Raw genomic sequence first — 24430 nt, forward strand, 5'->3', positions numbered from 1 at the left:
CTAGGGGAAAGACAGAGAAAATGGGGGAGATCATGCAGACAAGGACCCAGGCCCTGGAGTACGGATCCTGGCCCTCACCCATCGACGCCGCGCTGTGCGCCTCGCACGACGGGCGGCCGGAGTGGGTCGGCTTCGTCGGCGCGCAGATGTGGTGGACCGAGGCGCGTCCCACCGAGGGCGGACGGCGGGCCCTGGTGTGCCGAGCGGCGGACGGCACGACGTCCCCCGTGCTGCCCGAGCCGTGGAACGTGCGCAGCAGGGTCATGGAGTACGGCGGCCGCCCCTGGAGCGGACACATGGGCGCCGAGGGGCCCCTGGTGGTGTTCGTGAACTTCGCCGACCAGCGGCTCTACGCCTACGAGCCGGCCGTGCCCGGCGCGCGGCCACGCCCGCTCACCCCGCTCTCGCAGGTCGGGGGCGGACTGCGCTGGGCCGAGCCCGAGCTGCGTGTCGAGCGCGGCGAGGTCTGGTGCGTGCTGGAGGAGTTCACCGGGCCGGGGCCCACCGACGTACGGCGCGTGCCCGCCGCGGTGCCGCTGGACGGCTCGGCCGCCGAGGACCGCCGGGCCGTGCGCGAACTCACCGACGCGCGCCACCGGTTCGTCACCGGGCCGCGCCTGTCACCGGACGGACGGCGCGCGGTCTGGCTCGCCTGGGACCATCCGCGGATGCCGTGGGACGGCACCGAGGTGATCGCCGCCGAGGTCGGCGAGGACGGCGCCTTCCACGACCCGGTCACGGTGGCGGGCGGCGCCGAGGAGTCGATCTGCCAGGCCGAGTGGGCCGCCGACGGCTCCCTGCTGTACGTCAGCGACCGCACCGGCTGGTGGAACCTCTACCGGGACGGACTGCCGTTGTGCCCGCGCGAGGAGGAGTTCGGCGGCCCGCTGTGGCAGATCGGAGCGCGCTGGTTCGCGCCCCTGGACAACGGGCTGATCGCCGTCGTGCACGGCAAGGGCGCGGGAGTGCTCGCGATTCTGGACCCGGACAGCGGCGAAGTGGTCGACACGGCCGGGCCCTGGACCGAGTTCGCCTCCACGCTCGCGGTGCACGGCAGCCGGATCGCCGCGATCGGCGCCGGACCGAGCAGCTCCGCCGAGGTCCTCGAACTGGACGCGCGCACCGGCCGGGCCCGCGTGGTGGGCGCCGCCCACGAGGACCTGGTGGACCCCGCCTACTACCCCGAGCCCCGCTCCCGCACCTTCACCGGACCGGACGGCCGTGAGATCCACGCCCACGTCTACCCGCCGCACCACCCCGGCCACCACGCCCCGGACGGCGAGCTGCCGCCCTACGTGGTCTGGGCGCACGGCGGACCCACCAGCCGCGCCGCGCTGGTCCTGAACCTGCACATCGCCTACTTCACCACGCGCGGCATCGGCGTCGCCGTGGTCAACTACGGCGGCTCCACCGGGTACGGCCGCGCGTACCGCGACCGGCTGCGCGAGCAGTGGGGTGTCGTGGACGTCGAGGACTGCGCCGCCGTCGCGCTGGCGCTGGCCGAGGAGGGCAGCGCGGACCGCGGACGGCTGGCCGTGCGCGGGGGCAGCGCGGGTGGCTGGACCACGGCGGCGTCCCTGGCGATGACGGACGTGTACGCGTGCGGGACGATCAGCTACCCCGTCCTGGACCTGGTCAACTGGGGTGCGCTGGAGACGCACGACTTCGAGTCGCGGTATCTGGAGACCCTGGTCGGGTCCTACGACGCGGTGCCCGAGCGGTACATCGAGCGCTCGCCCCTCGAACAGGCCGACCGGATCACGGCGCCCTTCCTGCTGCTCCAGGGGCTGGACGACGCCGTCTGCCCGCCCGCCCAGTGCGCACGGTTCCTGGCCCGCATCGCGGAGCGGAAGGTCCCCCACGCCTACCTCGCCTTCGAGGGCGAGGGGCACGGCTTCCGGCGGGCCGAGACCATAGTGCGCGCCCTGGAAGCCGAACTGTCCCTGTACGCCCAGGTGTTCGGGCTGCGACCGCCTGCCGTTCCCACCTTGGAGCTCACCGGATGACGGACCTCCTGCGACCGGCCAGACTCGCCCCGGGCGCCCGGGTGGCCGTCGTCGCCCCGAGCGGACCCGTGCGCGAGGAGCGGCTCGCGGCCGGGCTCGACATCCTGCGCGGCTGGGGGCTGGACCCGGCCGTGGCCCCGCACGTCCTGGACCGGCACCCCCGCTTCCCCTACCTCGCCGGCACCGACGCCGACCGCGCCGCCGACCTGCAGGCGGCGTGGTGCGACCCGGAGGTCTCCGCGGTGCTCTGCGCACGGGGCGGATACGGGGCCCAGCGCATCGTGGACCTGCTCGACTGGGACGCGCTGCGCACCGCCGGGCCGAAGGTGCTCGTCGGGTTCAGCGACATCACCGCGCTGCACGAGGCGGTCGCGTCCCGCCTCGGCCTCGCCACCCTGCACGGGCCCATGGTGTCGGCGGAGAGCTTCCTCAAGGACACGCGGACGCAGGACCATCTGCGGGCCACGCTGTTCGCGCCCGAGACCGTCATGACCATCGCCTCGCCGGGCACGGCGCTCGTGCCCGGCCGCGCCCGCGGCGTCACCCTGGGCGGCTGCCTGAGCCTGCTGGCGACCGGCCTCGGCACGGCGGACGCCCGCACCCCCGCCCCGGGCCGACTGCTGATGATCGAGGACGTCGGGGAGGAGGCGTACCGGATCGACCGCATCCTCACCCAGTTGCTGCGCTCCGGCCGGTTCGACGGGGTCAGCGGGATCGCCCTCGGCTCCTGGGAGGAGTGCGGCCCCTACGACCTGCTGCGCGAGGTCTTCGTCGACCGGCTCGGCGGGCTCGGGATTCCGGTCGTGGAGGGGTTCGGGTTCGGACACGGGGAGGGCGCGCTGACGATCCCGCTCGGTGTGGCGGCCGAGCTGGACGCCGACACGGGGACGCTGACGCTGGACACGCCGGCGCTCGCGTAGCGGAGGCGGGACGGAGCCGCACCGGGGCCGTCACCCGTACGGACCGCACCGGCCGGGCGGTTCGCGCGGGCGCTGGCATGCTGGTCCCATGAGCCCGAAGACCTCCCGCAAGACCGGTACGGGCGGCGGCGCGTACCAGGACCGGCGCGGGGTGACGCCCCGCAGGATCGCCGGGCTGGTACTCGCCGCGCTCGTGCTGGTGTTCATCTTCGAGAACACCCAGCACACCAAGATCCGGCTGCTCATCCCGCTGGTGACCATGCCGCAGTGGCTGGCCCTGCTCGGTACGGCGGTGGTCGGGGCGGTGTGCGGTGCGATCTTCATGAGTCGACGCGGGTGACGGCACAGCCCTTAGGGTGTCGCCGTGCCTGTGACCCGTGAGTATCTCGCCGAAGGCCCCCGCGTGGGCATACGCCCGTTCACCCACGAGGACGAGCCGGAGTTCACGGCCCGGGCCCGCGAGAGCAAGGACCTGCACCATCCGTGGCTCGCACCGCCCCTGACCGCGGGGGCCTACGCGGCGTACGCGGGCCGGCTCATCGAGGATCCGTCGAAGGCCGGGTTCCTGGTGTGCGAGAAGGGGAGCGGGGCCATCGCGGGGTTCGTCAACATCAACAACATCGTCATGGGCGGCTTCCTGTCCGGAGCCCTCGGATACGGCGCTTTCGCGCACGCCGCCGGGCGCGGACTGATGACGCAGGCCCTCGACCTCGTGGTGCGGTACGCCTTCGGGCCGCTGGGCCTGCATCGACTGGAGATCAACGCACAGCCCGGGAACACCGCCTCCATCGCCCTGGCCCAGCGCGCCGGGTTCCGCCTGGAGGGCTACTCACCGAAGATGATCTACATCGACGGTGCCTGGCGGGACCACGAACGCTGGGCCATCACCGCGGAGATGCTCCCTCGCCCGTGAGCGTCAGCCGGCCGGGCGGCGGTCCACGTACTCGTACACCGTTCCGTCCGGGTGCGCCGCGATCAGGTTGCGGCCCACCGGTGTCGGCACCGGCCCGGCGATGATCCGCGCGCCGAGGTCCGCGAGCACCTGGTGGGCCTCGTCCACGTCCTGGACGGCGATCGTGGCCGCCACCTTGCGCAGGACGTCGAGTTCGGCCTCGGGCCCGCTCATCAGCAGGAAGCAGCCGACCGCGGCCACCTGGACGCCGCCGCGCTCGAACCGGAGAGCTCTGCCGCCCGCGAGGCGTTCGTAGAAGGGGACCGCCGACTCCAGATCGTCGACGCACACGCGCAGTGAGGCTCCCAGAATCTCCATGCGCACGAGCCTAGGGCCTGTCGCCGGTGCGAGAAGAGATCGTTTCGAGCGCATCGCTACGCCACATGGATGGTCCCTGGCGCATACGGCCGTACCCGGGTGCGGGACGGGTATGCGGCGGTCATGAAACGCACGGACGCCGAACCCCCGGAACTCGACCGCGACAGCCGGCGAGCGGCACCGGAGTACGCGGACACCGCCCGAGCCCTGGCCCTGGGCCTGGCCCTCACCCTGAGCGCAGCCCGCAAACCCACCACACCCCCCTCCCTACCCCACCAACGAACCCACCCCTGACCCACCCCTCCAGGGGCGCGGGGAACTGCGCAAAACCCCCGACGAGCCCGCACTCGCGATCGCTCCCCAGCAAGCCACCCCTCCAGGGGCGGGGAACTGCGCAAATCACCCCACGAACCCGCACCCGCAATCCCACCCCAGCAGGCCCACCCCCCAGGGGCGCGGGGAACTGCGCACCCCCCACCAGGCCAGGACAAGGGCGTTGCGAAACGCCCCGACCGGCGGCGTTTGGGCCCCCCGCCCAGGGGGACGCGAAAGGTCCAGGACGGAACGGGGCGGCGCACGCGCCCGACAGGCGGACACCCAACGTGTCCACGCCGTCACAGCAGGCCGCCCCCGCCCCACCCACGCCACGGAGGAAGGAACATGAAGACCCGTCAGCTCCACGAACTCGCCCAGCAGCTGCGCGTGGACAGCGTTCGCGCCGCCGACGCGGCCGCCTCCGGACACCCCACCTCCTCGATGTCGGCCGCGGACCTGATGGCCGTCCTGGTGGCTCACCACCTCCGCTACGACTTCGACCGCCCCGGCCACCCGGGCAACGACCGGCTGGTCCTCTCCAAGGGGCACGCCTCCCCCCTCCTCTACGCCGTCTACAAGGCCGCGGGGGCCATCAACGAGACGGAGCTGCTCACCTTCCGCAAACTGGGCAGCCGCCTGGAGGGCCACCCCACGCCCCGCCGGCTGCCCTGGGTGGAGACGGCCACCGGCTCGCTCGGCCAGGGCCTGCCCGTCGGCGTCGGCATCGCCATGGCGGGCAAGCGCCTGGACCACACCGGCTACCGCGTCTGGGTGCTGTGCGGCGACAGCGAACTCGCCGAGGGCTCCGTGTGGGAGGCCGCCGAGCACGCCGGTTACGAGCACCTCGACAACCTGATCCTGATGGTCGACGTCAACAGGCTGGGCCAGCGCGGACCGACCCGGCACGGACACGACCTGGACGCCTACGCCCGCCGCTTCAAGGCCTTCGACTGGCGCACGATCGAGGTCGACGGACATGACGTCGAAGCCGTCGACCAGGCCTTCACCGAGGCGGGGTCGACGACCGGACGGCCCACCGCGATCCTCGCCCGCACCCTCAAGGGCAAGGGCGTCGCCGCCGTGGAGAACCGCGAGGGAATGCACGGCAAGCCGCTGCCCCACCCGGAAGAGGCCATCGCCGAACTAGGCGGCGTACGGGATCTGCGCGTCGACGTCCAGCCGCCGCCCGCCGCGAGGACGATGCACACCGTGCAGAGCGGCCACCTGGACCTGCCGCGCTACGAGATCGGCGACATGATCGCCACCCGTGACGCCTTCGGCCAGGCACTCGCGGCCGTCGGCACCGCCCGCGGCGACATCACGGCCATCGACGGAGAGGTCGGGGACTCCACCCGCACCGAGTACTTCGCCAAGGAGCACCCCGAGCGCTACTTCGAGTGCTACATCGCCGAACAGCTCATGGTCGGGATGGCCGTGGGCATGGCGGCGCGCGGCTGGGTGCCGTACGCCTCCACCTTCGCCGCCTTCCTGACCCGCGCCCACGACTTCCTCCGCATGGCCGCGATCAGCGGTTCCGGGATCAACCTGGTCGGCTCGCACGCCGGCTGCGCCATCGGCGAGGACGGCCCCTCCCAGATGGGCCTGGAGGATCTCGCGATGTTTCGTTCGCTGTACGGATCGACGGTGCTGTACCCGTGCGACGCCAACCAGACCGCGCGCCTCGTCGCCGCCATGGCCTCCCTGGACGGCATCCGCTACCTGCGCACCACGCGCGGCAAGAGCTCCGTCGTCTACGGCCCCACCGAGGAGTTCCCGATCGGCGGCAGCAAGGTTCTGCGCGCCACGTCGAAGGACCGGCTCACCCTCGTCGCCGCGGGGGTCACCGTCCACGAGGCGCTCAAGGCGGCCGACCGCCTGGCCGAGCGGGACATCCCGGTCCGGGTCATCGACCTCTACTCGGTCAAGCCGGTCGACAAGGCCACCCTGCGCGAGGCCGCCGAGCGCACGGGCTGCCTGCTCACGGTCGAGGACCACCGGGAGGAGGGCGGTCTCGGCGACGCGGTCCTGGACGCCTTCGTGGACGGGCGCCCCGTGCCGCGTCTGGTGCGCCTCGCCGTCCGTTCGATGCCGGGCTCGGCGACCTCCGGCGAGCAGCTGCACGCCGCGGGCATCGACGCCGAGTCCATCGCCACGGCGGCCCGGCTGCTGGTGGAGGAGGCCGTCGTCCGGTGAGCCCCCGCGTGAGGTGGGCGGGCACGGGGCAGGAGGGAGACACCATGGCTCCGCTCAGATACGTCTACGCCGTCTGCCGCCCCCTCAGCGCGCCTCTCCAGCTGACGGGGGTGTCCGGCGCTCCGGCCCGGCAACTGGAGCACCATGGCCTGGTGGCCGTGGTCAGCCAGGTCCCGGCGGACGCCGACTGGCGCACCATGTCCCGCGCCCACCGGAACATCGTCGACGCCCTCACCGGCGTCACCACCCCGCTTCCGCTGCGGCCCGGGCTGGTGTTCCCGGACGACAGTGCCGTCCGGGTGATGATCGAGGAGCGCGAGGAGGAGTTCCGGCGCGCCCTGGAACGGATCGAAGGGCGGGTCGAATGGAACCTCAGGGTCTCGTGCGACGACGTCACCGGGAAGCGGGCGCGAGCGGGGGCGGAGGAATTCGCGTGCCGCCTGCATGAAATCCTCTCGGGGCAGGCGGAGGATTCCCGTGCGCACGCCCCGGCGGGTACGACGTCTTTTGGGGCGTCGGAGCACTCGGTTCTCGATGCGGCCTATCTGGTGCCACGGTCCCGTTCCGAGGAATTCGTGGAACGTGTGGACCGGGCCGAGGGGGAGGTCCAGGGAATCCAGGTGGAACTCACGGGCCCCTGGGCGGTCTATTCCTTCACCGGCCTGCCCGACGCCGCGGAAGGCTCTCGGAACCCCGTGTGACCAGGGGCCCCGAGTGAGCAGGGCCCTGTGTGACGCGTGCCGTGCAGACCGTTCGCGGCCCGGGACCCCGACCAGGGGTCCCGGGCCGCGAACGGTCTCCGGGCTGTCCGGGCTATCGCTCGATCACCATCGGTACCATCGGCCCCGACCGCCGGACGCGTTGGTGCCGCGCACCAGGAATCCCAGCAGCCAGAGCACCAGGACCGCGAGGGCGAGCCACCACAACAGCTTTATCGCGAATCCGGCGCCGAAGAGCACGAGCACCAGCAGAAGAACCAGCAGAATGGGAACCATGGTGTGAACCTCCTGCACACCGTATTGCCCGCGCGACGGGGTTCAGACGCCCTTCCGGCAGAGAATTTCACCGTGCAGAACGGAGAACCAGCCGTCCGGCCGTGTCCCCCATTCCCGCCACGCGTCGGAGAGGGCGCGCAGTTCCTCGACGCTCGCGTGCCCCCCTGCCACCGCCCGGTCCGCGTACTCCGAGGCGAGGGTGCGGTCGGCCCACAGGCCGCTCCACCACGCCCGGTCCTCGTCGTCGGCGAAGGTCCAGGTGCTGGAGGTCGCGGTCACGTCCCGGATGCCCGCGCTCAGCGCCCATGACCTCAGGCGCCGTCCGGCGTCCGGCTCGCCCCCGTTGCCCCGGGCGACCCGCTCGTACAGGTCCAGCCAGCTGTCCAGCCCCTCGGACGCCGGGTACCAGGTCATCGCCGCGTAGTCCGCGTCCCGTACGGCGATGAGCCCGCCCGGCCTGGTCACCCGGTGCATCTCGCGCAGCGCGCGCACCGGATCCCCCACGTGCTGGAGCACCTGGTGTGCGTGGACCACGCAGAACGTGTTGTCCGGGTAGTCCAGCGCGTGGACGTCCGCGACCGCGAAGTCCACCTGGGTCAGACCGCGCGCGGCGGCCGTGGCGCGTGCCCGCTCCAGGATTCCCGGGGCGCGGTCGACGCCGGTGACCCGGCCCTGCGGGACCCGTTCCGCCAGGTCCGCGGTGATGGTGCCGGGGCCGCAGCCGATGTCCAGGATCGTCATGTGCGGTTCGAGCGAACCGAGCAGATACGCCGCGGAGTTGGCGGCGGTCCGCCAGGTGTGTGAGCGCAGCACGGACTCGTGGTGGCCGTGCGTGTAGACGGCCGTCTCTCCCGTCCGGCCCGACCGTGTCGACATGGCTGCCCGCCTCTCTGTGTCGAGTCGCGTCGTGCTCCCTCGTGTCTCCGCGAACGCCCCGCGGCGAGGCCGCGGGGCGGTGGGGAGCCGTGCCCGACACGTTAGGCCCTCATGCCGCATGACGAGACGTGCGTCTTGTCATACGGGCGGATGGTGAGTGGGGGCGTTCAGTTGGGCGGCAGCGGGCGGTAGACGGTCAGCGCCTGCGGCACCTTCTCGAGCGTCAGCGTGCCCTGGACCTCGGTGACCTCACCGTCGTAGGCCAGCGGCGTCCCCGGGGCCAGTCCGTCCAGCCGCAGGCGCCGCACCCGGACGGCTGCGTGGGCGGGGGAGCGGGACAGCGGGCCCGCGAACGCGGCGGCCACCAGGCGGGCGGCGGGGCCACGGCCGCCGTGCACGACCCGGACGTCCAGCCGGCCGTCCGCCAGATCGCGGCGCCGCGCCGGGGCCAGGCCCATCCGGTGATACGTGCCGTTGCCCGCGAACAGCATCCACAGCGGACGGCTCTCGCCGCCCAGGTTCACGCGCAGCGGGTGGCGGTCCGCGCGCAGGACACGCAGCGCGGCGAGGACCCCGGCCGGCCAGCCGCCGATCCGGGGCGACCAGCGCTCCCGCTCACGCACCAGCTCGGGATACACACCCAGACTGAAGGTGTTCAGAAAGCAGCCCTGGGTCGCGCCCGACGAGAAGCGGCCCACGTCGACCCGGACCGTCTCGCCCCGCCGCACGGCGGCGATCACGTCCCGGACGTCCTCGATCCCCAGGTCGAGCGCGAAGTGGTTGAGGGTGCCGCCGGGGACGACGGCGAGCGGCAGACCGCGGCGCAGCGCGACACCCGCCGCCGCGTTCACCGTGCCGTCGCCGCCGCACACCCCCAGCACCCGGGCGCGTGCGGCCGCCTTCTCCAGTTGCGTCGCCACGTCCTCCGGTTCGCACTCGACGACCTCGGCGCCGGGCAGGGCGTCCCGCACGGCACGCACCCGGTCCGAGGTCGCCGCGGCCCGGTTCGCCACCACGACCAGCCCGGTCCCGTCCGGCAGCGCGGGCGCGTCCTCGCCCGGACGGCCCGCGGGCGGCACCGGGTCCCGGGTGGGCACCAGACGGCGCACGGCGTACGCGGCGCCCACACCCATGGCCGCACCCGCCACCACGTCGCTCGGGTAGTGGACCCCGGTGTAGACACGGGAGACGGCGACGGCCGCGGCCAGGGGCGCGACCGCCGCACCCCAGCCGCGCGACTCCAGCGCGACCCCCGCGGCGAAGGCGGCCGCGGAGGCGGCGTGACCCGAGGGGAACGACGTGGTGATCGGCTGATGCTTGAGCCGGCGGACGGCGGGGACCGGGTCGAGCACCGGACGGGGGCGCCTCACCGAGCGCTTGCCCACGGTGTTGATGGTGGCGGAGGCCAGGGCCAGGGAGGCGACACCGCGGACCGCGGCCCGGCGGGCGCGGGGGGTGCGGGTCGCGGCGATGGCGGCGGCCGTCGCGAACCACAGCACGCCGTGGTTCGCGGACCGGCTGAGCCGGGGAAGCAGGCGGTCCGCGCCCGGCCAGTGCCGGGCCGCGATGGCCTGGAACAGGCGGCCGTCGTGGGAGAGCAGCCGGTCGCGGAGCGGATGCGGCACGGCCGTACGCAGAGTGAGGTCGACGTCAGGGATGGTCATGCAAGGCGCATACCCCGGCACGGCCCGAGCGTGCCGGGCCGCTCCAGGGGCGTGCCGAGACGTGCGACACCCGGACAGCCGACCGGCCCGGCGCCCCCGCCGTCCCTGCCCCCCCACCTGCCGCCCGGGCGATATATCGGCTTGCCCGGTCGTGGTGGGCCCGCCGACAATGCGCCGTATGGGACATCTGGAAGCCGCGCACCTCGAGTACCACCTCCCCGACGGGAGGACACTGCTCGGCGACGTGTCCTTCCGGGTCGGCGACGGCGCGATCGTCGCGCTCGTCGGGCCCAACGGAGCCGGGAAGACCACGCTGCTGCGGCTGCTCTCCGGCGAGCTGAAGCCGCACGCCGGGACCGTCACCACGAGCGGCGGGCTCGGGGTGATGCGCCAGTTCGTCGGCTCCGTACGGGACGGGACGACGGTGCGGGACCTGCTCGTGTCGGTGGCCCCGCCACGCATCCGTGAGGCGGCCCGCGCCGTCGACGAGGCGGAGCACGCCGTCATGGCCGTCGACGACGAGGCGGCCCAGCTCCGGTACGCGCAGGCGCTCGCCGACTGGGCCGAGGCCCGCGGCTACGAGGCCGAGACGCTGTGGGACATGTGCACCATGGCCGCGCTCGCGGTGCCGTACGAGAAGGCCCAGTGGCGCGAGGTGCGCACCCTGTCCGGGGGCGAGCAGAAGAGGCTCGTCCTGGAAGCGCTGCTGCGCGGCACCGACGAGGTGCTGCTGCTGGACGAGCCCGACAACTACCTCGACGTGCCCGGCAAGCGCTGGCTGGAGGAGCGGCTCGCCCAGACCCGCAAGACCGTCCTGTTCGTCTCCCACGACCGCGAACTGCTGGCACGCGCCGCACAGCGCATCGTGTCGCTGGAGCCGGGCCCGGCCGGCGCGGACGCCTGGGTGCACGGCGGCGGCTTCGCCACCTACGACGAGGCGCGCCGGGAGCGCTTCGCCCGCTTCGAGGAACTGCGCAAGCGCTGGGACGAGAAGCACGCCCAGCTTCGGAAGTTGGTGCTGAACCTGCGTCAGGCCGCGTCCGTCAGCCACGAGATGGCTTCCCGCTACCAGGCCGCCCAGACCAGGCTGCGGAAGTTCGAGGAGGCCGGGCCCCCGCCCGAGCCGCCGCGCGAGCAGGAGATCACGATGCGGCTCAAGGGCGGCCGTACCGGCGTCCGAGCCGTCACCTGCGCGGGACTCGAACTGACCGGCCTGATGAAACCGTTCGACCTGGAGGTCTTCTACGGCGAGCGCGTCGCCGTCCTCGGCTCCAACGGCTCGGGCAAGTCGCACTTCCTGCGGCTCCTGGCGGGCGGCGACGTGACGCACACCGGGCAGTGGCGGCTCGGGGCACGCGTCGTGCCCGGACACTTCGCGCAGACGCACGCGCATCCCGAGCTCGAAGGCCGCACGCTCCTCGACATCCTGTGGCGGGAGCACGCCCAGGACCAGGGGGCGGCGATGTCGCGGCTGCGCCGCTACGAGCTGACCGGGCAGGCCGAACAGAAATTCGAACGACTGTCCGGTGGGCAGCAGGCACGCTTCCAGATCCTGCTGCTGGAGCTCCAGGGCGTCACGGCCCTGCTGCTGGACGAGCCGACGGACAACCTGGACCTGGAGTCCGCGCAGGCGCTGCAGCAAGGCCTCGAGGCGTTCGAGGGCACGGTCCTCGCGGTCACGCACGACCGCTGGTTCGCCCGGTCCTTCGACCGCTACCTGGTCTTCGGCAGCGACGGGCGGGTGAGGGAGTCGGCGGAGCCGGTGTGGGACGAGCGTCGGGTGGAGCGCATGCGGTAGCGGTCCGCCCGGGGCAGGATGAGTACAAGGGCCCAGGAACCGGGACCGTGCCGCTCGGGATGTTGCCGCCGGGCGGGTACCCGGACCGCACCGGAGGAACACGACGAACGGGGTCGCACATGACCGGAGTCGAGCCCGGACGGCTGACCGAGCAGCAGCTCATGAAGGAGCTGGAGACGATCCACCGCACCCGCCACGACACCCTGCTGTACGGCTCGGGCGACGCGCTGCGCACGCACAACGACCGCATGGCCCAGCTGGAGGGCGAGTACCTGCGGCGCCACCCACGGCGCGGGGTGGCGTCGAGCCGCACCCGCGACGGGGCCCGGGAGCGTGACCGGGGAACGGTCCTGACGGAACTCGGCGAGGTGGAGCGCGACGGGCGTGGAGAGCGGGAGGGCACGGAACCCGTGCTCTGATTCCGGCGCCCTCCCGCCCTCGTCCCGCACCTCCTTTCCTGCGGCTGCGTCTGGGTCTGTGTCCGGGTACCTCCTTCCGTGCGGGTCGGTCCTGTCGCGTACGGGCTGCTATGCGGCACCTCCCTTCCTCGTGTCCTCGTGCGGGGCGGCCGGCTAGACGACCGCCTCCGCCAGCTCGTGGGCGTTGGTGAAGCTGGCCCCGCGCGGCAGCTGCTGCACCAGGGCCACGAGCCCGTCCGGGGCGTGCTCGCGGCGCAGGCGCTCGATCAGCTCGGGAGGCCGGGCCGGGAAGGCCGTACGTCCCAGGTGCCGTGCCAGTTCGAACCGCACGTCCGCGACGGAGGTCGCTCCGCCCGGCGCCGCCGCTCCGGCCCAGGCCGGGGGGTCGTCGTCGGCGACGGGTTCGGGGTCGTGCCACTCCTCGGTCCGGGTGAAGTGACCGGACCGCAGAAGACCCTGCAGTTCGTGCTTCATCTCGTCGTCCCGGTGAACGCTGAGCCGGTCGCTGCCTCGCTGCATGAATCCTCCAGATCTTCGGCTGGCCCTCGCGTACCCGAGGGTCCGCGATCGACACAGAAGTCCCCTGGATGGCGGACACGCTTTTCCTGCCGCCGTTTTCGCCATGGATCTCGCCACGGACGGCCCGTCATCCCGTGATGCGGACACCGGGCACCGCGAGGCGAACAGTTCGTGGCCGTCCCACGCATCCGGTGTTTGCCGCCATGGCGCCTGGGCAGGCGCAGCGCAGTGCTTCGGACAGGAGGCACGTCCGTGGGAGCGGTGGAGACCCGCCACGGGTGTGCCGGTCCGCTCGCGCACCCTCCTCCCGCGGTGACCGCCACCCACGGCAGCCGCAAAGGGAGTTGCGACCCATCATGCAGAACCGAGCGAGCGTGAAACAGCATCCGCACGACGACGCCCCCGACACCGCGGAATCCTTCCGCAGGCTTGCCGAGCTGCCCCAGGGTCCCGAGCGCGACCTGCTCCGTGACGAGATCGTCGAGGCGTGGCTGCCCATGGCCGACCGGCTCGCGGGACGGTTCCGCAGTCGGGGCGAGAACTTCGAGGACCTGCGCCAGGTGGCGGCGCTCGGCCTGGTCAAGGCCGTGGACCGGTACGACCCCCGGCGCGGTCACGCCTTCGAGAGCTACGCCGTGCCGACCGTCACCGGAGAGATCAAGCGCCACTTCCGCGACCACATGTGGACCGTCCATGTGCCGCGCCGCGTCCAGGATCTGCGCAACCGGGTGCGGTTCGCCCGCCGGGAGCTGTCGCAGACGATCCCGGGGCGCGCGCCCACCGTGGCGGAGATCGCGGCGCACGCCGACCTGACCGAGGACGAGGTGCGTGCCGGACTCGAGGCGCTGGAGAGCTTCGCGGCTCTCTCCCTGGACGCCGAGGTGCCGGGCAGCGAGGACGGCTACTCCCTCGGGGACTCGCTCGGCTCGGCCGACCCCGCGCTCGACACCGTCGTGGACCGCGAGGCGGTCAAGCCCCGGCTGGCGGCGTTGCCCGAGCGTGAACGGGCCATCCTCTACATGCGGTTCTTCGACGACATGACGCAGAGCAGCATCGCGGAGCAGCTGGGGATCTCGCAGATGCACGTGTCCCGGCTGATCAGCCGGTGCTGCGACCGCCTGCGGGACCAGGTGCTGCGGGACGTGGCCTGAGGGCTGTCCCGCGTCCCGTCGTCACTCGGGTGGGGGTGCGCGTAGCGCGAATGGGGTCCGGCCGCGCGCGGTGCCGCGGCGGACGGGCTGTCATGGGCTGGTGAGGGCACGGCCGTCGTGCCCCCCCGGGAAGCCGGTCGAAGGAGCCACTCGTATGCGCTGCAGTGCCCGTGTCCTGTCCGCCGTCGCCCTCGCCGGCGCCGCCCTGGGTGTCGGCGCCGTGCCCGCGAGCGCCGATCCCGCCGCGGCGATCACCCCGCGGTCCGTCGTTCCCGGCGGCATGGTCACCGTCTCGGTGTCCTGCGACGTGCTGGGCGGTGCCGTGCCCGACTACATCGACGCGGCTTCCCAAGGGCTGGAGGCGGGCCGGGTCCGCCTGGCCCGGGTCGCCGGGGACGGCTCCCACGCCTCGGCGCCCTCCTCCGTGACCTACAGCGGCACGGCACGGGTTCCGACGGGTGGGGCCGTCGACGGCGTCGCCGACCTCGCCGGCCGTGACGCCGAGTGGGGCGTCGACGGCCACTGCCCGGCGGCCCCGGGCGGCCGTGACCAGCCGTGGGACGTCTCGTTCACCGTGAACCGCGACGGCAGCCGGAGCCAGGGCCAGGGTCAGGGCCCCGGACAGGGGGACGGGCCCTGGCAGGGCCAAGGACAGGGCCAAGGCCAAGGACAGGGGCAGTCGCCCGGTCAGGGGCAGGGCCAAGGGCAGGTGGGCGGAGGGCCGTACGGCGGGCCGTACCAGCAGTCGGGCGGCGGGTCGTACCAGCAGTCCGGCGGCGGCAGGTCCTCCGGTGACGGGGCGTCGCACGGGCAGGGCGGGCGCGGCGACGGCCCGTCCCAGCAGGGTCAGTTCCAGCAAGGCCCGTCCCAGCAGTGGGGCAAGCAGCAGGGCGGTGGCGGAGGCGGCGGGCGGGACGACGACGGGCCGCCCGCCGGGGTGCAGCACGGGGCGCAGGCCGGGGAGGGCGGCGCCTTCCGGCAGTCCCCGGCGACGACCGTCGCGGGCGGGGCGCTGATCGCGCTCGCCCTCGGCGCGGCCGTGCACCGGCTGTGCCGGGGCCGCGTGGCCTTCCGCCGCCCGAGCCCGTGACCGTCCTCCCGGACACCCGGACCGCAGGGACGCCCTCGGCACCGTAGGCGAACGGCAGGGCGAGCCGCACCAAGGAGCGCGTGGAGGCACGTATGCGGCGTACGGATCAGGAAGGCCACGGTCCCGTCCGCTTCGGGCCGCCTCTTCCCGGCCACGGGCTGCCGCTCCTGCCAGGCCTGACGGCCGTGCTCGCCGAGGCCGCCGCACACGACGGCGGCGGAGCCCTCGGACCTGCGCCCGCCCTCCTGGACGCCGCCTGCGGCTACTTCGGGCGTCGCGGGCTGCCCACCGAACCCGGCTCGGTCGCCGCCGCGCCCGGCGCGCCCGCCCTGCTCGTCGCGATCACCGCCGCGCTCGGCGGCGATGTGCTGATCCCACGGCCGTGCCCCGCCTGGTGGGCGCCGCAGGTCAGGGCACTGGGACGGTCCGTGTACCACGTGGCGACCACCGCGGAGTGCGGAGGCGTCCCGGACCCGTACGCCCTGCTGGAGACCGTGCGCAGAGTCCGTGCCGAGGGCGGTGATCCACGTCTGCTGGTGCTGGCGCCGGCCGACGACCCCACCGCCACCGTGGCCCCGCCCGAGGTGGTGCACGAGACCGTGGAGGCCGCCGCCGCCGCAGGGCTGCACCTGGTCAGTGACGAGACCTGGCGCGACACGGTGCACCAGCCCCACGAGACGGTGCTGGTCAGCCCCGCCGAGATGCTCCCCGACCGGGTCACCGTCGTCACCGACCTCGCCGGACCCCATCTGCCCGCCGGCTGGCCCGCGGCCGTCACCCGTTTCCCGGCCACCGCACAGGGTGCCGGCCTGCACGCGCACGTGCTCGACGTCCTCACCGCGCTCGGCGCCCGCGTCGCCGCCCCGGTCGCCGCTGCGGCCGCGTACGCCCTCGACGAAGGCGCCGAGATCGCCGGGCGCCTCGCCGCGGGCACCGCGCTGCACGCGCGCGTGGCCGCCGCCGCCCACCGGGTCGTGGTCGGCGCGGGCGCCCTTTCCCGCCCGCCGCGGGCCGGCCGCCATCTGTACGCCGACCTCGGACCGCTGCGCGCCGCACTCGGCGCACACGGGGTCGGGGACGCGCAGGACCTGGAGGACTTCCTGACCGCCCGGCTCGGCACGCCCGTCCCCGGCGGGCATCGCTTCGGGGACGAACTGGCCGCGCTGCGCGTCCGCCTGTCCACCGGGCCTTTCCTCGGCGCGACCGACGAGGAGCGCAGCGCGTGCCTGGCGTCGCCCCAGCCGCTGGAACTACCCCATGTGCAGGCCGCGTTGGGACTTCTAGGGGTGGTCCTCGGCGATCTGCGTGCCGATGCCCGGCGAGGGGAGGCCTCCCGATGACGCAGCAGTACGAGCCGACCGCGGACACCGTGTCGGCGCGCCGTGACGCGGCCGGGCCCCCGCCCGCACCCCAGCTCAGGGGCGCCGTCGGCACGCCGGCTCCGTACCCGCCGCTCGCCGCGCCCCGCCCGCTCGGCGAGCACCGTATCTGGGCGCGCTCCTTCACGGACCGGCTGACCGCGCCCCTGCCCGGCATCAGGGCGCTGGCCCGGTTCGCGCGGGAGGGAGCCTTCAGGCCGCGCCCCGAAGGCCTGCGGGACATCGGCCTGATCCCGTACGAGCCCGCCCCGCTGCCCGAGGCCGACGCGGACACGGTCGCCGTCTCCTGGGCGGGCCACGCCAGTTGGGTGGTGCGGATCGGCGGGCTGACCGTGCTGACCGACCCGGTCTGGTCGCGTCGCATCCTCGGCACCCCCGTCCGGATCACGCCCGTCGGCATCCCCTGGGAGGAACTGCCGGGGGTGGACGCGGTCGTCGTCAGCCACAACCACTACGACCATCTGGACGCCCCGACTCTGTGCCGACTGGCCCGGGGCACACCGGTGTTCGCGCCCGCGGGCCTCGCCGTGTGGTTCCGGCGGCGCGGGTTCACCTGTGTCACCGAGCTCGACTGGTGGGAGGGCGCGGAACTGGGCGGCGTCCGCTTCGACTTCGTGCCGGCGCACCACTGGTCCAAGCGCACCCTGACCGACACCTGCCGTTCCCTGTGGGGCGGTTGGGTGCTGACCGCGCCGGACGGACGCCGCGTCTACTTCGCGGGCGACACGGGGTACGGCCGCTGGTTCAGCCGTATCGGGGCGCGCTATCCCGGGATCGACCTGGCCCTCATGCCGATCGGCGCCTACGCGCCGCGATGGTGGCTGAGCGACGTCCACTGCGACCCCGAGGAGGCGGTGAGGGCGACCGTCGACCTCGGCGCGCGGCGCATGGCCCCCATGCACTGGGGCACGTTCGTGCTCTCGGCGGAACCGGTGCTCGAACCGCTGACCCGCCTGCGAGCGGCCTGGCGGACGGCGGGTCTGCCCCGCGAGGACCTGTGGGACCTGGCGGTGGGCGCGTCCCGGGTGCTGGAGCGGGACGCGCCCTGACCGGCGGCGCCGGGGCGGCTCAGGTCGCGGTCGCCGCGGCCGCGGCGCGCCCCGCCTGGCGGCCGGAGAAGAGGCAGCCACCGAGGAAGGTGCCCTCCAGCGAGCGGTAGCCGTGCACTCCGCCCCCGCCGAACCCGGTGACCTCACCGGCTGCGTAGAGACCGGGCACCGGGTCTCCCGACGCGTTCAGGACACGGCCGGACAGATCGGTCTGGAGGCCGCCGAGGGTCTTGCGGGTGAGGATGTTCAGGCGCACGGCGATCAGCGGTCCGGCGCTCGGGTCGAGGATCCGGTGGAGGCCCGCCGTGCGGCTGAGGGCGTCGCCGGGGTAGGCGAGCGCGTTGCGGATGCCCATGACCTGGGCGTCCTTGGTGTACGGGTTGTCGATCTCGCGGTCGCGTGCCTCGATCTGCCGCTGGAGCGCGGCCAGGTCGACGAGGTTGTCGCCGGTCAGCTTATTCATGCCGCTGACCAGGGCGGGAAGCGTCGAGGCCACCACGAAGTCGGCTCCCCTGTCCCTGAACCGCTCGATCGGCTCGGGCGTCTGCCAGATCCGTGACAGCAGCTTCAGGATGTCCTTGTCGGTGAGGTCCGGGTTCTGTTCGGAGCCGGAGAGCGCGAACTCCTTCGCCATGATCTTCTGTGTGGTGACGAACCAGGAGTGGTCGTGGCCGGAGGCGGTGATCGACCGGAGGGTGTGCAGCGTGTCGTAGCCGGGGATGTCCGGGGCGCCGAAGCGCTTTCCGGTCGCGTCGAACCACATGGACGACGGGCCGGGGAGGATCCGGATGCCGTGGTTCGGCCAGATCGGGTCGTAGTTGCGCAGGCCCTCGGTGTAGTGCCACATCCGGTCGGGGTTGACGATCCGCCCGCCCGCCTTCCGTGTGATCGCCAGCATCCGCCCGTCGACGTGGGCGGGCACGCCCGTGACCATGAACGTGGGCGCGGTGCCCAGCCGGGTGGGCCAGTTCTGCCGGATGAGGTCCTGGTTGGCGCCGATCCCGCCGGAGGTCACCACGACGACGGGGGCGCGCAGTTCGAAGTCGCCGACGACAGTACGGGAACTGGAGGTGCCGCGAGCGGCGTTGCTGGGTTCCAGTACGGCGCCCCGGACGCCGGTGACCGCGCCGCCGGTCGTCACCAGTTCGTCGACCCGGTGCCGGAACCTGAACGCCACCTTGCCGCCGGCGACCGCCGCCCGCACCTTCTTCTCGAAGGGCTCGACCACCGCCGGGCCCGTACCCCAGGTGACATGGAAACGGGGTACCGAGTTGCCGTGCCCGTCCGCGAGACCGCCACCGCGCTCGGCCCAGCCGACGACCGGGAACCACTGCACGCCGAGCCCCGCGAGCCAGGAGCGCTTCTCACCCGCGGCGAAGTCCACGTACGCCTGCGCCCATTTGTAGCCCCAGTGGTCCTCGCCCACCGGGTCGTCGATCCCGCGGTCGAAGCCGGCCGCGCCCGACCAGTCCTGCCAGGCGAGGTCACGGGAGTCCTTGATGCCCATCAGGCGCTGTTCGGCGGAGTCGACCATGAACAGTCCGCCGAACGACCAGAACGCCTGGCCGCCGAGGCTCGCCTCGGGCTCCTGGTCGAGCAGCAGGACCTTGCGCCCGGCCGCGGCGAGCTCGGCCGTGGCGACCAGCCCGGCCAGCCCGTGCCCCACGACGATGGCGTCCGCGTCCTGTGACGCTCCCGCGGCGAACGCCGGCACTGCCTGGGCGAGGGTCGCTGCCGCGAGCACCCCACCGGTGACGGTCAGCGCACGACGACGGGTGATCAGGCCCGGGGCGGGTGTGTTCTGCATGGGCTGCCTTCCGAGAGCGTTCAAGGGGGCGGGGGACGCGCACGGTGCTCTTGCGGCGGCAAGGTGTTACTGACGGTAGCTCAGGGCGGCCCCGCCCGACCAGACGCCTGCGAGCCGGTTGTCACCGGCCGCACCGCAGGGCTTCTCAGGCCCCCCGGACCCGACGCCACACGCCCGGGCCCACGCCGATCAGCACGGTCAGTGCGACCGCCGCCGCCACTCCCTCCCAGGGGCGCGGGAACAGCGAGCCGCCCAGGATGCCGATCAGTTGGTAGGTGCCGGCCCAGGCCAGGCACGCCGGCCCGTCGCCCCGGGCGAAGTCCCGGGGCGGCATCCGGGCCAGCAGGCAGGCCAGCATCACCGGAATGCGGCCCGCAGGGATCAGCCGCGACAGCGTGAGCACCGCGATGCCGTGATCGTCCAACTGTCGTTGGGCCTGCGCGAGCCGCTCCTCCGGCGCGCGCTCGCGGATCGCCGCCAGCCAGCGTGACCCGCTCCGCGAGCCCATGCCGCGCCTGCCGAGCCAGTAGAGCGCGAGGTCCCCGAGGAACGCCGCGAGCGCGGCGACGGCGAACACCAGCACCAGGGCGAACGGCGCCCTCTGGTGGAAGGCCACGACCGCCGCCGAACTGACCAGCGCCCCCGTCGGCACCACCGGAACGAGCGCGCCCAGCAGGACCAGCAGGAACAGGGTCGGATAGCCCACCGCCTGCTGCGTCGACTCGGTGGGGAGCACCGCACCGGTCACCGCGGCCAGGACCGTCACCGGACGACCGCCGGGCTGACGCTCTCGCCCTGGTCCAGGAGATGCACCGCCGCCTCGGGCGCGTGACGCGCGGCATGGCGCACGAACTCATGACCCGGCGCATGGAATTCATGGGGGCGCACGGCGTCCATGCCGATCGGCCAGTACGTGCCGTAGTGCACCGGAACCGCGCTGCGTGCCCCCAGCCGTTCCAGCGCCTGCGCGGCGCGCTCCGCGTCCAGATGCCCCGGCCCCAGGAACGGCCCCCAGCCGCCCACCGGAAGCAGCGCCACGTCGACGGGCCCGACCTCCTCGGCCATCGACGCGAACAGCCCGGTGTCGCCGGCGAAGTAGGTCCGCGCGGCTCCCTCGACGACGAACCCGAGGGCGGGGCAGCGGTGCGGCCCCAGCGGCAGCCGGCGTCCGTCGTGCCGCGCCGTGGTCACCCGGACGACCAGGTCACCGACCCGCACCCGGTCGCCGGGCACCACCTCGGTCAGCCGCAGCCGGTCCAGCCGGCGCAGGCCCGGCACCTGCCCCGGCGCGCCGCGCGGCACCAGCACCAGGGTGCCCGGAGCCAGGCGCGCCAGCGAGGGCACATGCAGATGGTCGGCGTGCAGATGCGAGATCAGGGCCACGTCGGCGACGGCGGCCCGGGCCGGCGGCACGGGTCCGCGCCGCCGGCGCAGATGCGCGAGACGGCGCGCGAACAGGGGGTCGGTCAGCACCCGGGTCCCGGAGTCCTCGACCGTGCAGGTGGCGTGACCCCACCAGGTGATCTCCACCGGCACCGCGATGCCCCTTTCGTGCGACTCCCCCCGAGCCTACGTGCAGGAGTAGGGTCAGCGGCGAAAGCCCGAGGTGAGGGGTACCCCCATGGGAGACGCGTACGGCGCCCCGGTCGCACACCGGCCCACCGCCGTCCCCGGCACGGTCCGGGTGGCGGCCATCGCCAGTCTGACGCCGCTGGAGGAACTCGACGCGGACCCCTTCCTCGTGGACTCCCGCAGCCAGCACGCGATGTGCGCGCACTGGGCGGCGGAGCGGGGGTACGTCGTCACACGCGAACTGCTGGTACGGGCCCTGCGCCCCGACCACAACGCCCTGTGGTCGGACGTGGAGGCGGGCCTGGTCGACCTGTTCGTCGCCCCGAGCAGGCGGGTGCTGGAGCGGGCCCTGTCCTCCGTGGACGAGTTCGTCGCGGAGTGCGCGCGGCGGGGCGTGCGCCTGGAGACCGTGGGCCGCGCGGAGCCGTCGTACGACGCCCGGATGAAGGCCTGTGTCCACCGCCGCCTGTCCATGCCGACCGCGGGCTACGACGGCCGGTGAGCCGCCGCCGCGGCGGCCGCCGACCCGCGCCGTTCGCCGTCCCGCGCCGTTGTGGCAGGGTGGGGCGGGTCGGGTCCTGAGGGATCGCGACGGCTGGGACGTGAGGTGAGCGGAGCGTGGGCGCAGGAGCGGACACGGAGGCAGGGACGGCGGCGGGGACAGCGGTGGGTACGGCGACGGGCGCGCGCCGTGATCGCTGGCGCGCACTGGTCAGCGGGGTGTGGCGGAGCGTCACCGTGTGGGTCGCGTCGACCGTCACCCTGCTCGCCCTCGCCGCGCTGCTGCCCGACTTCCGGCTGGAGTCCGCCGCCGGTGACAGCGTCACCCGGGTCGCGCTCACCGCCGCCGCGGGCGCCGGCGTCTTCGGCCTGCTGTCCTCGCTCGTCTGGCCCCAGCTCGTCAGGCTGCTGCTGCTCGTGCCCGCCTTCGTGCTCGGGCTGCTGGTCTTCTTCCTCAACGGCTCCCTGCTGCTGCTCGCCCTGCGGTTCAACCCCTCGGGGCGCGGCGAGGCCGCCCCCGAGACCGCGGTCGTGGTGGCCGCCGTGATGTCCGCGGTCGCCTCGGCCACCGGCGGCGCCCTCGCCGTACGGGACGACGACGCCTACCGCAGACGGCTGTACCGGCTCGCCGCCCGCCGCCGTGGCCGCGGCGCGTACCCGGCGGGAGCCGCCACCCCCGGCGCCCTGTTCATCCAGCTCGACGGCGTCGGCCACGACGTGCTGCGGACGGCGGTCGACAAGGGGCTCATGCCGACCGTCGCCGCCTGGCTCGGCCCCCGCGACGGCGACGGCCCCAGCCACCGGCTCCTCGCCTGGCGCACCGACTGGTCCAGCCAGACCGGAGCCAGCCAGCTCGGCATCCTGCACGGCTCCAACCACGACGTCCCGGCGTTCCGCTGGTACGAGAAGGACCGCCACGAGGTCATGGTCTGCAACCGGCCCTCCAGCGCCGCCGAACTCCAGCGCCGGGCGATCGAGCACACCGGTGACGGCGGCCTCCTGACCGTCGACGGCGCCAGCCGCGGCAACCTGTTCAGCGGCGGCGCCGACGAGGTCGCACTCGTCCTGTCCGTGTCCGTCCGCCGAGGCCGCGACAACAGGTCCCGGGCGGGCTACTTCGCGTACTTCAGCGACCCGGCGGGTGCCGTGCGGACCGCCCTGTCGTTCCTCGCGGAGGTCGGCCGCGAGATCACCCAGTCCACCCGGGCCCGCCTCGCCCGGCAGCGGCCCCGCGTCGGGCGCGGCGGCCTCTACCCCTTCGTCCGGGCCTTCGCGACCGTGGTCGAGCGGGACGTCGTCGTCGCCGCGGTGATCGGCGACATGCTCGCCGGACGCAACGCGGTGTACGCGGACCTGGTGGCCTACGACGAGGTCGCCCATCACTCCGGACCGCACAGCCGCGACGCCGAGGAGGTCCTCGGCCGGCTCGACCGCTCCCTCGCACTCCTCGAACACGCCGCCGCGCACGCCCCCCGCCCCTACCGGATCGTCGTCCTGTCCGACCACGGCCAGAGCCCCGGCGAGACGTTCCGGACCCGCCACGGCCAGAGCCTGGCCGACCTGGTGCGCACCGGGTGCGGACTCGCCGTGCCGCATCCCGCCGACGGCGCCGCCGCGCACGGCACGCGCGGGGAGAGCACCCGCAGCGGGACCGAGGCGCGCGCCGCGGTACGGGCCGCGCTGTGCCGTCCGGTGGAGGAGGACGGCACGGCACACCGACCCGTGCCCGGCCGCACGGAGCCGGTCGTCCTCGCGTCCGGCAACCTGGGACTGATCTCCTTCCCCGACGTGCCGCACCGGATGAGCAAGGAGGAGATCCACCGGCGCCACCCGGGGCTGCTGGCGACGCTCGCCGCCCATCCGGGCATCGGCTTCCTCCTCGTCCGCAGCGAGGAGCACGGCGGTGTCGTCCTGGGCACGGACGGCGAGCAGACCCCTCTCGCCCTGCTCGCGGACGAGCGGGGCCCCCTCACCGGTTTCGGTCCCGGCGCCGCCGACGCCGTACGCCGCACCCACTCCTTCCCGCGCACCGCCGACATCATGGTCAACTCCTGGCACGATCCGGCCACGGGCGAAGTCCTCGCGTTCGAGGAGCAGATCGGCTCGCACGGCGGACTCGGCGGTCCCCAGGGGCGGCCCTTCCTGCTGGCGCCGCTCGCGCTGTCCGACCCCACCGGTGACGGCGGTGAACTCGTCGGCGCCGAACGGCTCCACCAGGTCTTCCGCCGCTGGCTGCGCGAGTGCGACGGCCCTCAAGTGCCGCTGTCCGGACAGCGAACCGGCCGGGCGGACGAGGAGAGCGGCGAGCGCGCCGCCTGACGCGCGGGGCGCCATGTGATCGGATGGGGAGCGACGGAATCCGGCCCCGGCGACGGGACCACAGGAAAGGAAGAATCCGTGGCGACCACGCGCACCGCACACACCGCCTGGGAAGGCAACCTGCTCGACGGCACCGGAGTCGTGTCCTTCGACTCCTCCGGCATCACCCCGCAGCCGGTCACGTGGGCCTCGCGCTCCCGGGACGCGAACGGCAGGACCAGCCCGGAGGAACTGATCGCGGCCGCCCACTCCAGCTGCTTCTCCATGGCGCTGTCGCACGGCCTGGCCGGTGCCGGCACCCCGCCCACCAAGCTGGACACGAAGGCCGACGTCACCTTCCAGCCGGGCGAGGGCATCACGGGCATCCACCTCACCGTCGAGGGCACCGTTCCCGGCATCGACGAGGCGGCCTTCGTGGCCGCGGCCGAGGACGCCAAGAAGAACTGCCCGGTCAGCCAGGCCCTGACCGGCACCACCATCACGCTGGCGGCCAAGCTCGTCTGAGGCCCGGACGGCCACGGCGAGCACCACCGGTGCCGCACCCCGGTCCCCCGGGCCCCCGGGACGCTCCCCGGGCGCGGCACCGG

At 73.8% G+C, this 24430-nt stretch carries 24 protein-coding genes; 16 read left to right on the forward strand and 8 right to left on the reverse strand.

What is annotated here, in order from left to right:
* Positions 1-20 precede the first annotated feature (20 nt).
* The 4 genes from AB0C59_RS11830 (at position 21) to AB0C59_RS11845 (ending at position 3839) form a co-directional block, all read left to right on the forward strand.
* A complete protein-coding gene (locus AB0C59_RS11830; protein ID WP_363003219.1) occupies positions 21-2006 on the forward strand; it encodes a prolyl oligopeptidase family serine peptidase in 1986 nt (661 codons plus the stop codon).
* A complete protein-coding gene (locus tag AB0C59_RS11835; RefSeq protein ID WP_363003221.1) occupies positions 2003-2926 on the forward strand; it encodes an LD-carboxypeptidase in 924 nt (307 codons plus the stop codon). The genes AB0C59_RS11830 and AB0C59_RS11835 overlap by 4 nt, the downstream gene beginning before the upstream one ends.
* 88 nt (positions 2927-3014) lie before the next feature.
* A complete protein-coding gene (locus AB0C59_RS11840; protein WP_363003223.1) occupies positions 3015-3266 on the forward strand; it encodes a LapA family protein in 252 nt (83 codons plus the stop codon).
* A 24-nt stretch (positions 3267-3290) separates the two neighbouring features.
* Positions 3291-3839 (forward strand): GNAT family protein, encoded by a 549-nt coding sequence (locus tag AB0C59_RS11845; protein WP_363003225.1) that lies wholly within the window; start codon positions 3291-3293, stop codon positions 3837-3839.
* Positions 3840-3842: 3 nt separating this feature from the next.
* Here the strand turns inward: AB0C59_RS11845 and AB0C59_RS11850 are convergent, their stop codons facing one another.
* Entirely contained in the window at positions 3843-4196 is a 354-nt protein-coding gene (locus tag AB0C59_RS11850; RefSeq protein WP_363003227.1) for a VOC family protein, read from the reverse strand.
* Positions 4197-4319: 123 nt separating this feature from the next.
* On the opposite strand from AB0C59_RS11850, the gene AB0C59_RS11855 reads away from it, so the two are divergent.
* From AB0C59_RS11855 to AB0C59_RS11865, 3 genes are all read left to right on the forward strand, one after another.
* Positions 4320-4490: a hypothetical protein gene (locus tag AB0C59_RS11855; RefSeq protein WP_363003229.1), complete on the forward strand. Its 171-nt coding sequence runs from the start codon at positions 4320-4322 to the stop codon at positions 4488-4490.
* A 366-nt stretch (positions 4491-4856) separates the two neighbouring features.
* Positions 4857-6704 carry a transketolase gene (locus AB0C59_RS11860; protein WP_363003231.1) on the forward strand — a complete coding sequence of 616 codons (1848 nt, stop codon included), beginning with the start codon at positions 4857-4859 and terminating at the stop codon, positions 6702-6704.
* A gap of 44 nt (positions 6705-6748) precedes the next feature.
* Positions 6749-7405: a GvpL/GvpF family gas vesicle protein gene (locus AB0C59_RS11865; RefSeq protein WP_363003233.1), complete on the forward strand. Its 657-nt coding sequence runs from the start codon at positions 6749-6751 to the stop codon at positions 7403-7405.
* A 123-nt stretch (positions 7406-7528) separates the two neighbouring features.
* Here the strand turns inward: AB0C59_RS11865 and AB0C59_RS11870 are convergent, their stop codons facing one another.
* From AB0C59_RS11870 to AB0C59_RS11880, 3 genes are all read right to left on the reverse strand, one after another.
* Positions 7529-7699 carry a hydrophobic protein gene (locus AB0C59_RS11870; RefSeq protein WP_363003235.1) on the reverse strand — a complete coding sequence of 57 codons (171 nt, stop codon included), beginning with the start codon at positions 7697-7699 and terminating at the stop codon, positions 7529-7531.
* Positions 7700-7741: 42 nt separating this feature from the next.
* The gene (locus AB0C59_RS11875) at positions 7742-8575 is read right to left on the reverse strand and encodes a class I SAM-dependent methyltransferase (RefSeq protein ID WP_363003237.1); all 834 of its coding nucleotides are present in this window, start codon (positions 8573-8575) and stop codon (positions 7742-7744) included.
* 167 nt (positions 8576-8742) lie between these two features.
* A complete protein-coding gene (locus tag AB0C59_RS11880; protein WP_363003239.1) occupies positions 8743-10239 on the reverse strand; it encodes a phosphatase PAP2 family protein in 1497 nt (498 codons plus the stop codon).
* Between the two features lie 178 nt (positions 10240-10417).
* On the opposite strand from AB0C59_RS11880, the gene AB0C59_RS11885 reads away from it, so the two are divergent.
* A complete protein-coding gene (locus AB0C59_RS11885) occupies positions 10418-12037 on the forward strand; it encodes an ATP-binding cassette domain-containing protein (protein WP_363003241.1) in 1620 nt (539 codons plus the stop codon).
* Between the two features lie 59 nt (positions 12038-12096).
* Entirely contained in the window at positions 12097-12456 is a 360-nt protein-coding gene (locus tag AB0C59_RS11890) for a DUF6158 family protein (protein WP_363003327.1), read from the forward strand.
* A 153-nt stretch (positions 12457-12609) separates the two neighbouring features.
* Here AB0C59_RS11890 and AB0C59_RS11895 read toward each other — a convergent pair whose 3' ends face one another.
* Positions 12610-12975, reverse strand: coding sequence for a DUF2795 domain-containing protein (locus AB0C59_RS11895; protein ID WP_363003243.1), 366 nt, complete (start codon positions 12973-12975; stop codon positions 12610-12612).
* A gap of 356 nt (positions 12976-13331) precedes the next feature.
* Between AB0C59_RS11895 and AB0C59_RS11900 the strand changes: the two genes are divergently transcribed.
* The 4 genes from AB0C59_RS11900 to AB0C59_RS11915 all read left to right on the forward strand — a co-directional run bounded on the left by AB0C59_RS11900 (position 13332) and on the right by AB0C59_RS11915 (position 17644).
* Positions 13332-14126, forward strand: a complete 795-nt coding sequence (locus tag AB0C59_RS11900; protein WP_363003245.1) for an RNA polymerase sigma factor SigF — start codon at positions 13332-13334, stop codon at positions 14124-14126.
* A 154-nt stretch (positions 14127-14280) separates the two neighbouring features.
* On the forward strand, positions 14281-15216 hold the full coding sequence (locus AB0C59_RS11905; RefSeq protein WP_363003247.1) for a hypothetical protein: 936 nt from the start codon (positions 14281-14283) through the stop codon (positions 15214-15216).
* Between the two features lie 92 nt (positions 15217-15308).
* Entirely contained in the window at positions 15309-16556 is a 1248-nt protein-coding gene (locus AB0C59_RS11910; RefSeq protein ID WP_363003249.1) for an aminotransferase class I/II-fold pyridoxal phosphate-dependent enzyme, read from the forward strand.
* Entirely contained in the window at positions 16553-17644 is a 1092-nt protein-coding gene (locus tag AB0C59_RS11915) for an MBL fold metallo-hydrolase (protein ID WP_363003251.1), read from the forward strand. Before AB0C59_RS11910 ends, AB0C59_RS11915 begins: the two co-directional genes overlap by 4 nt.
* 19 nt (positions 17645-17663) lie before the next feature.
* On the opposite strand, the gene AB0C59_RS11920 is transcribed toward AB0C59_RS11915, so the two are convergent.
* From AB0C59_RS11920 to AB0C59_RS11930, 3 genes are all read right to left on the reverse strand, one after another.
* Positions 17664-19451, reverse strand: a complete 1788-nt coding sequence (locus tag AB0C59_RS11920) for an FAD-binding dehydrogenase (RefSeq protein WP_363003253.1) — start codon at positions 19449-19451, stop codon at positions 17664-17666.
* Between the two features lie 145 nt (positions 19452-19596).
* A complete protein-coding gene (locus AB0C59_RS11925; RefSeq protein ID WP_363003255.1) occupies positions 19597-20217 on the reverse strand; it encodes a VTT domain-containing protein in 621 nt (206 codons plus the stop codon).
* Complete coding sequence (locus AB0C59_RS11930; protein WP_363003257.1) at positions 20214-20987, reverse strand: MBL fold metallo-hydrolase; 774 nt, start codon at positions 20985-20987, stop codon at positions 20214-20216. The genes AB0C59_RS11925 and AB0C59_RS11930 overlap by 4 nt, the downstream gene beginning before the upstream one ends.
* A gap of 85 nt (positions 20988-21072) precedes the next feature.
* Here AB0C59_RS11930 and AB0C59_RS11935 point away from each other — a divergent pair, with 85 nt between their 5' ends.
* From AB0C59_RS11935 to AB0C59_RS11945, 3 genes are all read left to right on the forward strand, one after another.
* Entirely contained in the window at positions 21073-21525 is a 453-nt protein-coding gene (locus AB0C59_RS11935; RefSeq protein ID WP_363003259.1) for a hypothetical protein, read from the forward strand.
* A 206-nt stretch (positions 21526-21731) separates the two neighbouring features.
* Positions 21732-23843, forward strand: coding sequence for a phage holin family protein (locus tag AB0C59_RS11940; protein WP_363003328.1), 2112 nt, complete (start codon positions 21732-21734; stop codon positions 23841-23843).
* Between the two features lie 78 nt (positions 23844-23921).
* On the forward strand, positions 23922-24347 hold the full coding sequence (locus AB0C59_RS11945) for an OsmC family peroxiredoxin (protein WP_363003261.1): 426 nt from the start codon (positions 23922-23924) through the stop codon (positions 24345-24347).
* The last annotated feature ends 83 nt before the right edge of the window (positions 24348-24430 follow it).

Origin of the sequence: Streptomyces sp. NPDC048664 (genome assembly GCF_040650555.1) — a bacterium.
Taxonomy (GTDB): domain Bacteria; phylum Actinomycetota; class Actinomycetes; order Streptomycetales; family Streptomycetaceae; genus Streptomyces.